Source organism: Vibrio sp. 10N.222.55.A1 (assembly GCF_041473835.1).
Taxonomy (GTDB): domain Bacteria; phylum Pseudomonadota; class Gammaproteobacteria; order Enterobacterales; family Vibrionaceae; genus Vibrio; species Vibrio crassostreae_C.
Genome location: NZ_JBFRSX010000011.1, coordinates 113,514 through 127,062 on the forward strand (window position 1 = coordinate 113,514; position 13,549 = coordinate 127,062).

The window sequence follows — 13,549 nt, forward strand, 5'->3', positions numbered from 1 at the left end:
ACCTCCACCGATAAAAACGGGCTTCAGAATAGAGATTCTGAAGCCCGACGTGTTTTAGGATTAATTATCGTTTGATTACGGCTTACTAGACCGAAAATGTATTAGACGGTGAAGCGATCCACCAAGTGATACAGCTCATTTGCACGACTGTTGAGGTTTTGGCTACCTGTACGGTTTTGATTCGCGAGTTCTGCCGATTGTGAGCTTTGGTCAGAAATCACCACGATGCGTTGAGATATTTCTTGTCCTACAATATTTTGCTGTTCAGTGGCTGTCGCAATAAGCGAGTTCATGTCCATGATAGTATCAATCGACGCTTGGATCTTCGCCAGTGCTTTGGCTGCGGCATTCGCTTCTTCCACGGTTTGCGCACTTCGGTTTTGACTTGAATCCATCGCTTTCACAGCAGCATCTGAGGCAGCTTTAAGTTGCTCAATCATCTTGTGAATGTCGCCAGTGCTTTCTTGAGTACGGCTTGCCAGTTTACGAACCTCATCGGCAACCACAGCAAACCCACGACCTTGTTCGCCTGCACGTGCAGCTTCAATCGCGGCATTCAACGCGAGTAGGTTAGTTTGCTCGGCAATGTCTTGGATGACCGCCAACGAAGAGGAGATATTCTGCACATCACCTTCTAAACGAGACACGACAGTGTTGGCTTCTGATACTTCGCTCGCTAGGCCTGCCACCGAATCTGCAGCGGCGTTTACTATCTGTTGCGCTTCTTTGGCATTGCCCTCTGCAAGTTTAGCGGAATCCGCCGCTTGGCTAGCGTTGCTCGAGATCTCTTGCGCCGTTGTGGTCATTTCAGTCATTGCCGTTGCAACTTGTTCAGTCTCTTCACGTTGCCCAGTAGCAATCTCGTCGACCTGCGCAGCGCGAGAAGACATGCTAGATGTCTCGGCTACGACTTGCTGACCGACATCGCTTACGCTGCGAATGATGGTTTGAAGGCTTGCCACGAAGGCGTTGAAGTTCTCGCTGAGCTTAGTGAACTCAGGCGCTTTAAATGTTTCCATTCGAGCGGTTAAATCGGCTTCGCCACTCGCGAATGCGCTGATTGAACGATCAAACTGCTCGAGTGGTCGCATGATTGTGCGGTTGACGGCAACGGCAAACGCAGCAACTACTAGGGCAATCAAACCACAGAATATAGCGATCGCCGTCAATGAGCTTTGTAACGCGACATTCGAGCTCTCTTTCATCTCTGCGATTACAGCATCGATGTCGTCAGTATAAAAACCTGTGCCTAGCATCAAGTCCCACTGGGGAACGAATATCGAGTAGCTCAGTTTCGGTAGAGCTTCTGATTGACCAAGTTTTGGAAAGTAGTAGGTGGTGAACTCACCAAGCTTTGAGTTCTTGATCAAGTCACGAATCAGGTAGTTGCCTTTTTTGTCTTGCAGGTCGTAGTAGTTTTTACCAATACCATCGTTATTTTGCCCAACAACGACTCGAATACCTTTGGAGTCGTAACCAAAAATATAGCCAGACTCGCCATATTCTAATGTTCTTAATGTTGGTAAGGCTTCTTCTAATGTTGCACCTCTATCCAAAAATGGGCTGATCGAAGAATAGGCCATTTGTAGATACGCTTTGAGTTCCTTTTCTTTCATCGCCATCATATTGCTACGCGTCGATTCAACTTGCTGTGCGGTTAGCTCGGTGCTCTTCATATACGTCACGCTCATCATGCCGATTGCCATAAGTAGCAACGGAATGAAAGAGAGAATATAAAGGCGGTTTTTGATGGTTAGGGTCATGTCACGCTTCCTGTGTGATTATCTCATGCAATTTTCAACACATTATTAATGTGGTTTTAAAATGTAAATGGACTTGTTGTTGAATTGTTATCCAGAAATGTTTTTGTTTTATAAACATGATGGCGGTTAGATTTTTGATGTTAGAAGCCTTGCAACTAGGGGCTTAATGATAAAAAGAGCGGTTTGTTACGATGCTTTTGAATTTGGCGCTGCTTTGGTAGAATGCGACGCTTTGTAGCACCCTGCTATGTCTATTCGTTAAGTGAGAAAGATTCATGAACAAAAGCCATGTGACTATTGGTTTAACTAACCCAAAGAGCCCGACAAACGTTGGTGCTGTTATGCGCGCGGCTGGTTGTTACCAAGTCGACGAAGTTAAATACACAGGGCAACGCTACGAAAAAGCCGCTAAATTTCATACCGATACTAAGAGTGCTGCGCGTACTATCCCACTAACGGGTGTCGAGTCGTTTTTGGATAACCTTGATTCAGAAACGAAAATTGTTTGTGTAGAACTCGCTGAGGGTGCAACACCACTGCCGCGTTTTAAACACCCAGAAAATGCCATCTATATCTTTGGCCCTGAAGACGGTTCTATTTCTCAAGATGTCGCCGACAGAGCAGATCATGTTGTTTATGTACCAACAGTAGGCTGCATGAACTTGGCTGCGACAGTTAACGTGCTGCTTTACGATCGTCTTGCTAAATCTGATGAAATGGATGAGAGCAACGAACTGATTAAGAATAGCCGTGATAACCGTAACCATCTGCTAATCAAAGAAAAGTAATTCTCTGCTTCTAGTGTTATCTATCCCGTACGCAATCGGATATTATCTTGAGTTCATCACCAGATAATTGAAGGGTTAGATAACACCATGGAAGACAAGCAATTACTTGCCGCGCTGCAACAACACCCTGTCCTCGATCTGTATCAGTTATTCCAAGAAGTTGGTCAAAACTGCTCTCTGTATGCATTACTAGAGAGGTTATCTTCCCTTAAAGAACATCATCAACTGAGCACACGTCTTAGTCCTTTTAAACCGCATATCGAAGGGTTGTTGGCTCAATTTGATAGTACCACGCCAGATAGTGACATTCTCAAAGCGGTTGCTCTTCAGTCTGAGATTCAACAACGAGGCCACAGCATGAGCCGTTACATCATGACATCAGATAACCATCGCCATTTTTCCCCAAGTGCAGACCTAGTCATGTTTGGTGATTCGATCACCGAATGGGCCCCGTGGGCGGATATCTTTCGCGATGTTTCGATGGTCAACCGTGGCTTAGCGGGTGACACCACAACTGGCATGTTGCGCCGTATTGATACCACGTTGAATGTGAAGCCAAAGCTGGTGTGTTTTATGGCAGGGATAAACGATTTAGCTCAGGGTTATGATGTCGACCATATCTACCAGAACTACATTGATATGCTTAAGGTGTGGCAAGAAAATGAGATTCGCATATTGGTGCAATCAACGCTTTATGTTGGCTCTAAACTGCAAGGTTTAAATCCGTCGGTTGAACTGCTCAATAGCAAGCTAAGCGAGTACTGTACACAGCAAGGCATTGCGTTCTTAGATGTGAATTCAGTATTGTCACCTAATAAGCTGTTGTCGAACGAGTACTCGTGTGATGATCTGCATTTGAATGCGAAGGCTTATCAAACTTGGGCTGAGATACTTCAACCTACGATAGCTGAGCTACTAAAATAGACTCACGCAAAACGCTAGCTAGACCGATAAACAGCTTAGCTAATACAAGAAAAGCCAAACCCTAGATTTGTTTCGCGAACCATAAGGACATCAATGTGAACCTAAGACAATTGGAAGTCTTTTACGCCATTATGCAGACCGGAACCGTATCTGGAGCCGCGCGCAGCTTGCATGTGTCGCAACCAAACGTGACCCGTATTTTGGCGCACACGGAGCAACAACTTGGGTTTGGCTTATTCGAACGAGTTAAAGGGCGGTTGGTGCCAACGGTTGAGGCAAAAACCTTACTGCCAGAAGCGGAAAAGGTGTATCAGCAATTGGGGCAATTTCGATCTCTGACCAACAAAGTGAAGCAAGGCCATCAGCATTTACGCATTGGTGCGCCGCCGATACTGGCGACTAAATTACTAACTCAGGTAATAGCCCAAATGTCTCGGGAACAAGAGCTCTCTTTTGAGTTGCTGACTGCAAACCGTGATGAGCTGTGTGCTGGGTTATTAAAGCATGAGCTTGATATTGCTATCGCGTTTGGCGATGAAGCACCGCCTGCGATATTAAGTGAAACGCTATTAACCGAATCACTAAAGGTTTTGGTTCCTTCCAATACGGTTGATCATTTCCCCGCGGAATTAACGTTAGATGATCTGATCAATTATCCGCTGCCAATCATCGGGCTCGATAGCCGCGATCCATTAGGCCTCCTGTTACATCAACGCCTTATTGCACGTGAGCAGCATTATCACCACCCGATATCTGTACGTGGGTATAGCGCCGCTGCGGAACTGGTCAAGCACCAAGCGGGGTTTGCGATTGTTGATCCGTGGACGGCAGAGCAATATCAAAATGACGATGCGGTCTGTGTGTTGCCGCTTCAACCAGACATCCAATTTTCGGTATCGATGCTTTGCGCAGAGCACACCCCTCAGTCGATTTCCGTTAAGCAATTTATCGCTTCATTGAAAATCCATACTCACCCTATAACTTAAGGTTATAGGCTCGCCATAAATAGGCATTCGGCAGCTTCGAAGTTCTTAATTAAAGTAAACCCATACAAGGGCTTATTAATTAGGAATACTCATGTCGATCGCTCAACCTTACCTTCTTTTTCTTGGGGATGTTACCGACCCACTTGCAGCAAAAACAGCTCGTGGTATTCACCAATGGCGACCAGAAATTTGCCTAGGTCAGCTTCGTTTAACAGACGATACTGTTTCACTTGGCTTAACGGACATGACCTTACAAGAGGCGCAAACACGGGGCGCGAAAACGCTAGTGATTGGCACGGCAAACCCAGGTGGTGTTATTCCTGACTCTTGGCAACCAACCATAATGGCAGCTGCAGAAATGGGATTTGAGATTGCATCGGGTATGCACCAGCGCTTGAATGAATTTTCACCGCTTGCTGACATGCAACAGCGAGGATTGACTAAGCTTCATGATGTACGCCATTTTGATGGTGATCTAAAGGTTGGTAACGGTAAGCTTCGTCAAGGTAAGCGCCTGCTTACTGTCGGAACTGATTGCTCAGTAGGCAAAATGTTCTCGGCATTAGCGATTGAAAAGTCGCTTAAACAAGCGGGAACATCCGCTCAGTTTAAAGCGACAGGGCAGACAGGTATTTTGATTGAAGGCAGCGGTATTTCGATTGATGCGGTGGTTGCGGATTTTATTTCTGGCGCAGTTGAAGCGATTAGCCCTGATTTTACCGACCACGATTGGGACATCATTGAAGGGCAAGGCTCTTTGTTCAACCCTTCGTTTGCAGGCGTGAGTTTGGGTCTTTTACATGGCGCACAAGCTGATGCCTTAGTGCTGTGTCATGAAGTTGGGCGACCACATATTCGTAACCTTCCTCATGCTAAATTACCAAGCATAGGACAGACGATTGAAGCCAACTTGCAAGCGGCGCGACTGACTAATCCAGACGCGAAGCTGGTGGGTATCTGCTTGAACACGTCGGCGATTAGCATTGAAGAGGCTGAGACATTGTGCCAAGAATGGACCACACTCTATCAAGTGCCAGTGACGGACCCAGTGCGCTTTGGTGTACAACACATTACTGATCATTTGCGACATTCACTTTAACGACTTCATCATTTCTACGTTTCCATTTGTTAAAGTGAACATCAACCGAGTGAAATTATGAAGATTACAGCTGACCCCATTATTATCGCGATGCAAACGCCTTTTCGCATCTCTCGTGGCAGTCGAACTGAGTGTCACGTTGTTCGTGTTTACATTGAACATGGTGGCAAACGTGCTCAGGGCGAATGCACGCCTTACCCACGATACGGCGAGTCATCGGAGTCTGTGTTAGCGCAAATCCAACAAGCGTCTAGCGCACTTGAAGCTATGTTTGAACGAGGCGTTACTGATCCGGCAGAGCTAAGAGATCATCTTCAGTCTTTATTGACCGGAGGGGCAGCGCGCAATGCGGTCGATTGTGCGCTTTGGGATTTTGAAGCTCAGCAGAACGACCAGACGTTTCCGAATAGCTTGTTTGAGTTGCCTGCTCAAATCGTGACTGCAATGACAGTCTCGATTGGCACGCCAGAAGCCATGGCGACTCAGGCTCGAGACTATGTCGCGAATGGTGCGAAACTTCTGAAAGTGAAGCTTGACGGCGAGCAGGTGGTAGAGCGTGTTCGGGCGGTACGAGAAGCTGCGGCAGATGTTCAAATTGTATTGGATGCGAATGAAGCGTGGACAGGATTGAATCTCGAAGAGTTGTTCAATCAACTGGTAGAATTTGATATTGCGATGATCGAGCAGCCGTTACCCCAACAGCACGATGCCTCATTGGCGCACATCAAGCACCCGATACCACTGTGTGCTGATGAAAGCTGTCATACCACTTCGCAACTTTCATCTTTGTTAGGCAAATATGAAATGGTCAACATCAAGCTCGATAAAACAGGTGGTTTGACCGAAGCATTGGTACTTGCTGAAGAAGCTCAAAGGCTAGGATTTACGCTGATGTCGGGTTGTATGCTCGGTACATCGCTGGCGATGCGTGCAGCTCTGCCTATCGCCGTTCAATCTGAAATCGTCGACCTCGATGGCCCAGTCTTACTTGGTCAAGATGTAGCACCATCACTGACTTATCGAGATGGGATGATTATTCTCTAAGTTCGTTGAGCCCGTTTAATCGATGGACATGACATGAATGAAATCGTATGAGTGAAAACTTGTGCGATTTTTGCTTCAAAGTCTGAGCGATTATCTAAATTACTTCACTTTTAAGCCTCAGCAGCGCATCCACAAATTCTGCAAACCCATAGCCACCAGGCTGCGACATGACCCTGCTTGGATGGTGCTCTAGCTTATCCCAATAATGTTGAATGTTTGCCACGCCAACGGTAAGTGGAAGTGATTCGAACATCTGCTGATCATTCATTGAATCGCCGACATAGCAGGCTTGATTGTGGATTTGCTCAAGCGATAAGCCTTTATTAGCCAGGAAACGGTGCACGGCGTTTTTCTTTGAGTGTTCGCCGTACCAAGCGTTGATATGAATCGAACTTGCCGTCGCGTGTGCGCCTAAAGCGTGTATTCTTTCGAGTACCGCTTGAACAGTTTCAGGGTCAACAGGCTTACGGTTTTGGCCGATATCAATCGCGACCTCACACAAGCGGTAAGATTGATCCAAAGTTAGCGATAGGTCGGGGTAACTCAACAAGATCGCTTCAACTTCTTGTTTTAGCTTAGCTTGGTTCTTACGCACTTGTTCTAGCGGTGTTTCAGATGAGAGTTGTAATGCATCATCTTGCTTCTCTAGTAAGAAGGCGCCGTTTTCTCCAAGCACGGCATCGACAGGCCAGAGCTGCGCAATATGGTCACACCAACCAGCACAGGCTCCCGTTACAGCGACCACTTTGATTCCATTGTCTCTCAGCTTTTGTAACACAATCAGGGTTTCTGGAGGGAGTGAACCTTGCCAAGTGAGCGTGTCATCGACGTCGGTTAATACCCATTCGATGTGCTTCCAGTTGTTGTCTAGTTGGTGTTCCATTAAAACTCACTTATTCCATGGATTGTTTTACACAGAGCGTATTAATTCAGCCCAATGTAGAATTAGAAGCTAACGTGATTAGAAAATACAGTGTTTAGCAAAATCGCCCGCTTCATTAGCCGTCCAGTCACCTTTAGGCTTTTCTTTCATATCCGCACACCAAGCTTCACTGCCAACCTCGGTACAAGCCATTAATTGAGTAGCAAGGAAAAGTATCAACGCGATTTTCTTCATAATAAACATTCCGTTGTGGTCTAAATTTCTGCTTATAACTGTATCAAATACCACAAGTGATTGTTATAGCTGCTAAGAACTTAAGGGCGTTAATAATGATGTGGGGTTGAGCTGAATTCGAGAGACGGTAAAGAAGGGAAGGTTTGCTTGGCTTTAAGATCGAAAAAGCCAGCAACATGTGCTGGCTTTGAAATTCTTAATAAGTGTCTATTCGTTATTTCGCTTTAACTACTTATCGATTTATACCAATTTCATCTCTTGGATGATGTCCGAAGCAATCTCTGGCTTCGTGCTTGTTGGTTTCTCGTGTAGGTCGGCTTTCAATTGTCCCTTACGGTTACTTAGGCCCGCTTCAAGTTTCTTAAGTGCTGCAGCGATAGCTGGGTACATAACATCGTCTGTCGATTTTGCTGTTACTCGTACACCTTCGTAGTTGGTGAATACTTCAACCTGATGTTGACCGTGTTCTTTAGTAATGATGATGTCGCAACTGATCAGTGATGGGAAATGGTTAGATATCTTCTCGAATTTACCTTCGATGTCTTTGCGTGACTCGTCGTTAATTGATACATGATGTGTTTGAACATTTATTTTCATAAATCATACCTTTCCAATGACTGTGTCATTTAAACGTAGCAAACATCGCATAGATTAACCAACTGAGAATTAGCACATGTGTGATTGACTTCAGTGTTATCAAATATTCTCTTGTTACTCCCTTGAAAGTCCGATGAACTGATCGCATATTATGTTTCGTGTTTTAAAGACATGTTCAAAAAAACTCCATCCTTGATAATTTGCGCTAACCTACAGCGAATTCCCAGTGAATCTCTCTTTATCGGTTTTATAATTCCGAACTTGTCACTCCATTGATTTTCTTTCCAGCTCACTCACTTTTTCTTCTTTGATTAAAAACTCAGCTTAAGTTACTAATTTATAGACACTCAACTGCCCACTCCATATTGAAGTGAAACTCTCCTGCTGTGAGTTGAGACTCGGGTATGGTAATGCGTGCTCGAATATCGACTTCTTTATTGGATGCCAGTTGATCGACAGGAAATTCGACGCCCTGACGCCAATAATTAATGTCACCTTCATAACGAACCGGCGTTTCGACTTTGAATCGCACAAGTTCTGAAATGCGAGACTCATCAATTGAGCCTAGATCAATATGTTGCAGTTTGAGCAACAATCGAGAATCTTTGCGATTGGACTCAAGCTTAAGCGTTATCGCTCGGCCATCGTATTCTCGGCCACTGAATTTAAGCCGTTTAAGCGTATTAAAACCATCAAAGCCATTAAGATTGATGCAGAAATGCTGGAGCTGTTAGGCAGTGAAGATGGCAACACGGCGATGATCAAAGTGAGCTGGGATGAGAAGGGAATGAAGGTCTATAAGGATGGCTACTTAGCGGATTATGAGTACGGGATTGCCCCTCATGAGATGCAAGAAAACTACGAATTAGCACCTAAGTAACTCGATTCGATTGCAGAAAAGCGCCTTACTTATTAGTGGGCGCTTTTCTTTTGCTCACCAAAGCATGACGAAACTCACACTTTTCTGACAATTAATGACTCGTTATGCTAGTATGCGCCGCTTGTCTTTGTAATTGATAAAAAACGCATTACCCAAACAGTCTTTTTCTGTTTATCTGCTTGTAATGACCTCATTCAGTTTGGCCTGACTTGGCCGAACATCTGCATTTTGCTCGGACGCAAAGAGAGTAGTTCTCACTACTTCACTATGTACATTTGAGAGCACCATCTATCAAAGGCCTTTTAGAAACAGCCTAGTTAGCGTGAACTATGTTCTGCGTGAAGGGTTTCGTTTTTCCAAAAATCCCTCCGGCGGCTAAGTGAACCTTAGTTGCTGACAAATAAGGAGTCTATATGACGACTACGGTATCTACATCCGTACCTACATCTCAAGCTGCTAACGCAGCGCCCACAGAGAAAGAAGTAAACCACCCGTTTCTCTCTTTGGTTATCATGGTGATCGTTGCTGCAATTGCAACTTACTTCATCCCTGCTGGTGAATTCGAGCGAGTGGTCATGAATGGCCGCACGGTTATCGACCCAGACAGCTACACACAATTGACCAGCAACCCAACAACATTAGCCTCTTTTTTCGAATCATTTTTTAAAGGCTTCAAATCCGCTTCTGGCGTGATGGGCGTTGTGGTATTTGTGGGTGGTGCTTTTGGCATTATCAAACACATGGGTCTGTTAGACGCATCCGTTGTTGCACTAACTACTAAGCTAAAGAAGCAAGGCTTATACGTGATTGCGCCTGTGATCATGACGGCGATCTTCTTCAACGTTACCTTCACCGGTATGCGTGAACTTGATGTCATTTTTATCTCTTTGATGATCCCGATCTGTATCAAGCTTGGCTATGACGCGATTACGGCACTTGGCGTTGTTTTACTGGCAAGTTGTGCCGGTTTCGCGGCCGCTTTGGCTAACCCATTCTTTACGGGTATTGCACACACTATCGCTGAACTGCCTATGTATTCAGGCATGTGGTACCGCTTTATTGTTGGTATGTTCATGTTGTTAACGGGTGCATGGTATGTGCTTAACTACGCGCGCAAAGTTAAGCAAGATCCGACCAAAGGCTTGTTACACGGCACGGGTTACCACTATGAATCAAATGTTGAAGCGAAAACACTGACCACACGTGAAAAGCTTGCGGGCATCGCGTTCTTGGGCGTATTCGCATACATGATCTTCGGCACGTTGACGATGGGGTTCGGCTTCACCGAGATTGCGGGTGCATTCGTGGCGATGGCTATTATTCCGGGTTTGGTGGCGGGTTTATCTCCGAACAAGATCTGTGAGTATTGGACCAAAGGTGTTAGCGACGTATTGATCGCGGTACTGATCATCTTTTTTGCTCGTTCAGTGCTAACCATTATGGAAGACGCGAAGATTGTTGATTCTATTATCTTCTATCTTGCACAGATCATTTCTGGTAGCTCTAAACTTGTGGCAGCAGCAGGGATCTACTTCTCGCAGGCTGCGATCAACCTGTTCATTCCATCGGGCAGTGGCCAAGCGGTGATCACCATGCCAATCATTATTCCGTTGGCAGATATTGGTGAAGTGACTCGTCAAGTGGCGGCACTGGCTTCTCAATTGGGTGATGGTATTTCTAACTATATTTACCCAACCAATGGTGGCTTGTTGGCGGTATTGGCTATAGCAAAAGTACCTTACACCAAGTGGGTTCGTTTCTTCTTACCACTGTTCTTGTTCTGGTCGGTAGGCGCTTTGGTTTCTGTTGTGATTGCTCAAATGATTGAGTTAGGGCCTTTCTAAGGTTTCTGTTTAATCGAATACATGGACAGTTAAGGCTTAACTGAAGCTGTGTGAGTAAATAAGAAGGCAGCGAATTCGCTGCCTTTTTTCGTTTAAAGAAAAGCTATTCCAACGTTAAAGGTTACTCTTCAAATTGGTAAGAAGAGGGCACCACAATCACGCCTTGTTTTGATATGTGGAAGCGTTTCGCATCGGCAAGGCCATCAAGACCGATCTGGGTTCCGTCAGGCACCTTAACGTTCTTGTCGATGATGCAGTTTTGTATGTGGCAATTTTTTCCAATCTCAACATCTTCAAACAGAATACTATCAATCACAATCGCGGCATTGCTGACTTTCACTTTCGGGAAGAAGATTGAGTTTTGCGCCGAGCCGCCTTCAATTACAACGCCATTCGCTATCATCGAGTTGATGAATATTCCTTGATTACCTTCAACTGAAGCAATGGTTCGTGCGGGTGGCAGCTGCGGTTCGTAAGTACGAATCGCCCAATCAGGTTGATATAAATCGATAGGCGAAGCTGGCTTTAACAGGTCCATATTCGATTGGTAATAAGAGTCGATAGTACCAACATCTCTCCAGTACGCATCTTGGGTCACTCGGCCTTCTTCATCCCCAAACTTGTATGCGTAAACACTGTTGTTGCCGACCAACTTAGGAATAATGTCTTTACCAAAATCGTGGCTTGAGTTCGGATCTTCGGCGTCCGCCAGTAGCGCTTGTGTTAGCACTTCTTTATCGAAGATATAAATACCCATTGAAGCCATGCTTCGTGTTGGTCTTCCGGGTACGCATGCAGGGTAGCGTGGTTTTTCTGTGAAGTTACTTATTTGATGCGCTTCGTTAATTTCCATAACGCCAAACTCTTTGGCTTCGTCAATCGACACTTCCATACAAGCCACGGTTAAGTCGGCTTCATTCTGTTTATGTTGTTTGAGCATTGGCGCGTAGTCCATACGATATATATGGTCGCCTGACAACACCACCACATGCTTCGCTTCACTGCGAGAGAGCAAATACAAGTTTTGATAAATGGCGTCGGCAGTACCGCTGTACCAGCTATCACCTGTTCGCATTTGTGGGGGGACATTGGTGATGTATTCGCCAAGCTCGGGGTTAAGCACCGACCAACCATCTCGTAAATGTTTTTGTAAAGAGTGAGATTTGTATTGAGTCAGCACTAAAATTTGACGAAGCCCTGAGTGCAGGCAGTTCGCTAGAGTGAAATCGATGATTCGATATTTGCCACCAAAGGGTACCGCAGGTTTTGCACGGTTATCAGTGAGAGGGGAAAGCCGAGAGCCAACACCGCCGGCCAGAACGATTGTTAGAGTGTCTTGCATGATCAGAACCTCAATGTATTTATGATTATGAACATAGACTTGCAAGCACTAAGCCAAATGTAACTCATTGAATATTATACGAGGCGAGATTGATTCTTGTTGTTCTGCACCAAAATGATGCACGTGAGATATTGGCTTGCTCTATTTTGATCCAAAAAAGATCCGAATAGAGTGAATTGATTGGATTAAAAAAATGACGCACGGAAAAGCTGCATTACAAAACTGTCAATAAAATGAAGGAATAAAGTGATCGGGTCGATATAAATTTACATAAATAATCACAACTTTTCACAAATTGATTTCCATCAATAAAGTAGGGTTATTCTATGATACCTTGCACGCAAAATAAGAAATGATTACTCATTCACCAACAAAGATTAAGCCCCCAAAAGGAAATTATAATGAAAAAAACAGTATGTGGTATTGCGGTTATTGCGGCTCTTATGTCAACCAACGTTCTTGCTCATAAAGAAGGTGATTTCATCATCCGTGCAGGTGCAGCAATGGTATCTCCTAACGATAGCAGTGGAGATGTTCTGGAGACATCGGGGTCAAAATTTGGTGTGGATTCAAACACCCAACTTGGTTTGACATTTGGCTATATGTTTACAGATAACATCAGTCTTGAAATTCTTGCAGCAACGCCATTCTCTCATACAATCTCTACAAATCATGGTGGTCTAGGCGATATCGCTGACACAAAACACCTACCACCTACGCTGATGGTGCAGTACTACTTCGGTGAAGCAAACAGCAAATTCCGTCCTTACGTAGGCGCGGGTATCAACTACACCGTATTTTTCGATGAAGAACTTAATGGTACGGGCAAAGATGCTGGTTTGAGCGACTTGTCTCTTGATGACTCTTGGGGTCTTGCTGCAAACATCGGTATGGACTACATGATCAATGAAGATTGGTTCTTGAACGCATCGGTTTGGTACGCAGATATCGACACTACAGCTAAATACAAAGCGGGTGGTGTTCAGTACTCAACAGACGTTGATATCGACCCATGGGTATTCATGATCGGTGGTGGTTACAACTTCTAACCTACGATTCAGTTTACTAAGGCGCTCAAGCACCAGCCAGCTTGTGCGCCTTTTTTTGTGTGCTTGTTAATGAAATGCTCATTCTAACCCTCTGTTGTTATGGGTAAAAGAAACCG

General features: G+C 45.0%; 13 protein-coding genes and 1 pseudogene. 8 read left to right on the forward strand and 6 right to left on the reverse strand.

Annotated elements, in window-relative coordinates:
- Positions 1–101: 101 nt before the first annotated feature.
- Entirely contained in the window at positions 102–1,763 is a 1,662-nt protein-coding gene (locus AB4493_RS03205) for a methyl-accepting chemotaxis protein (protein ID WP_372154505.1), read from the reverse strand.
- Between the two features lie 275 nt (positions 1,764–2,038).
- On the opposite strand from AB4493_RS03205, the gene AB4493_RS03210 reads away from it, so the two are divergent.
- The 5 genes from AB4493_RS03210 (at position 2,039) to dgcA (ending at position 6,604) form a co-directional block, all read left to right on the forward strand.
- Positions 2,039–2,551, forward strand: a complete 513-nt coding sequence (locus tag AB4493_RS03210) for an RNA methyltransferase (protein WP_372154506.1) — start codon at positions 2,039–2,041, stop codon at positions 2,549–2,551.
- Positions 2,552–2,638: 87 nt separating this feature from the next.
- On the forward strand, positions 2,639–3,475 hold the full coding sequence (locus AB4493_RS03215; protein ID WP_065584089.1) for an SGNH/GDSL hydrolase family protein: 837 nt from the start codon (positions 2,639–2,641) through the stop codon (positions 3,473–3,475).
- Between the two features lie 95 nt (positions 3,476–3,570).
- Positions 3,571–4,461, forward strand: a complete 891-nt coding sequence (locus tag AB4493_RS03220; RefSeq protein WP_017066887.1) for a LysR family transcriptional regulator — start codon at positions 3,571–3,573, stop codon at positions 4,459–4,461.
- Positions 4,462–4,552: 91 nt separating this feature from the next.
- Positions 4,553–5,560 (forward strand): N-acetyltransferase DgcN, encoded by a 1,008-nt coding sequence (gene dgcN / locus AB4493_RS03225; RefSeq protein WP_372154507.1) that lies wholly within the window; start codon positions 4,553–4,555, stop codon positions 5,558–5,560.
- Between the two features lie 57 nt (positions 5,561–5,617).
- Positions 5,618–6,604, forward strand: a complete 987-nt coding sequence (gene dgcA, locus AB4493_RS03230; protein WP_372154508.1) for an N-acetyl-D-Glu racemase DgcA — start codon at positions 5,618–5,620, stop codon at positions 6,602–6,604.
- Between the two features lie 94 nt (positions 6,605–6,698).
- Here the strand turns inward: dgcA and AB4493_RS03235 are convergent, their stop codons facing one another.
- The 4 genes from AB4493_RS03235 to AB4493_RS03250 all read right to left on the reverse strand — a co-directional run bounded on the left by AB4493_RS03235 (position 6,699) and on the right by AB4493_RS03250 (position 8,913).
- A complete protein-coding gene (locus AB4493_RS03235) occupies positions 6,699–7,487 on the reverse strand; it encodes an HAD-IIB family hydrolase (protein WP_102393449.1) in 789 nt (262 codons plus the stop codon).
- 78 nt (positions 7,488–7,565) lie between these two features.
- Positions 7,566–7,721: a DUF3012 domain-containing protein gene (locus tag AB4493_RS03240; RefSeq protein WP_017061679.1), complete on the reverse strand. Its 156-nt coding sequence runs from the start codon at positions 7,719–7,721 to the stop codon at positions 7,566–7,568.
- 240 nt (positions 7,722–7,961) lie between these two features.
- Complete coding sequence (gene hpf / locus AB4493_RS03245; RefSeq protein ID WP_017061680.1) at positions 7,962–8,318, reverse strand: ribosome hibernation-promoting factor, HPF/YfiA family; 357 nt, start codon at positions 8,316–8,318, stop codon at positions 7,962–7,964.
- A gap of 337 nt (positions 8,319–8,655) precedes the next feature.
- A complete protein-coding gene (locus tag AB4493_RS03250) occupies positions 8,656–8,913 on the reverse strand; it encodes a hypothetical protein (RefSeq protein WP_229648214.1) in 258 nt (85 codons plus the stop codon).
- Positions 8,914–8,970: 57 nt separating this feature from the next.
- Here AB4493_RS03250 and AB4493_RS03255 point away from each other — a divergent pair.
- Both AB4493_RS03255 and AB4493_RS03260 read left to right on the forward strand, forming a co-directional pair.
- Positions 8,971–9,198 (forward strand): annotated as a pseudogene (locus AB4493_RS03255) (hypothetical protein); the annotation flags it as partial.
- Positions 9,199–9,611: 413 nt separating this feature from the next.
- A complete protein-coding gene (locus AB4493_RS03260; RefSeq protein WP_017066892.1) occupies positions 9,612–11,042 on the forward strand; it encodes a YfcC family protein in 1,431 nt (476 codons plus the stop codon).
- Between the two features lie 121 nt (positions 11,043–11,163).
- On the opposite strand, the gene glgC is transcribed toward AB4493_RS03260, so the two are convergent.
- Positions 11,164–12,384, reverse strand: coding sequence for a glucose-1-phosphate adenylyltransferase (glgC, locus tag AB4493_RS03265; RefSeq protein ID WP_372154509.1), 1,221 nt, complete (start codon positions 12,382–12,384; stop codon positions 11,164–11,166).
- Positions 12,385–12,785: 401 nt separating this feature from the next.
- On the opposite strand from glgC, the gene ompW reads away from it, so the two are divergent.
- Entirely contained in the window at positions 12,786–13,433 is a 648-nt protein-coding gene (gene ompW / locus AB4493_RS03270) for an outer membrane protein OmpW (RefSeq protein WP_017064924.1), read from the forward strand.
- Positions 13,434–13,549: the final 116 nt, after the last annotated feature.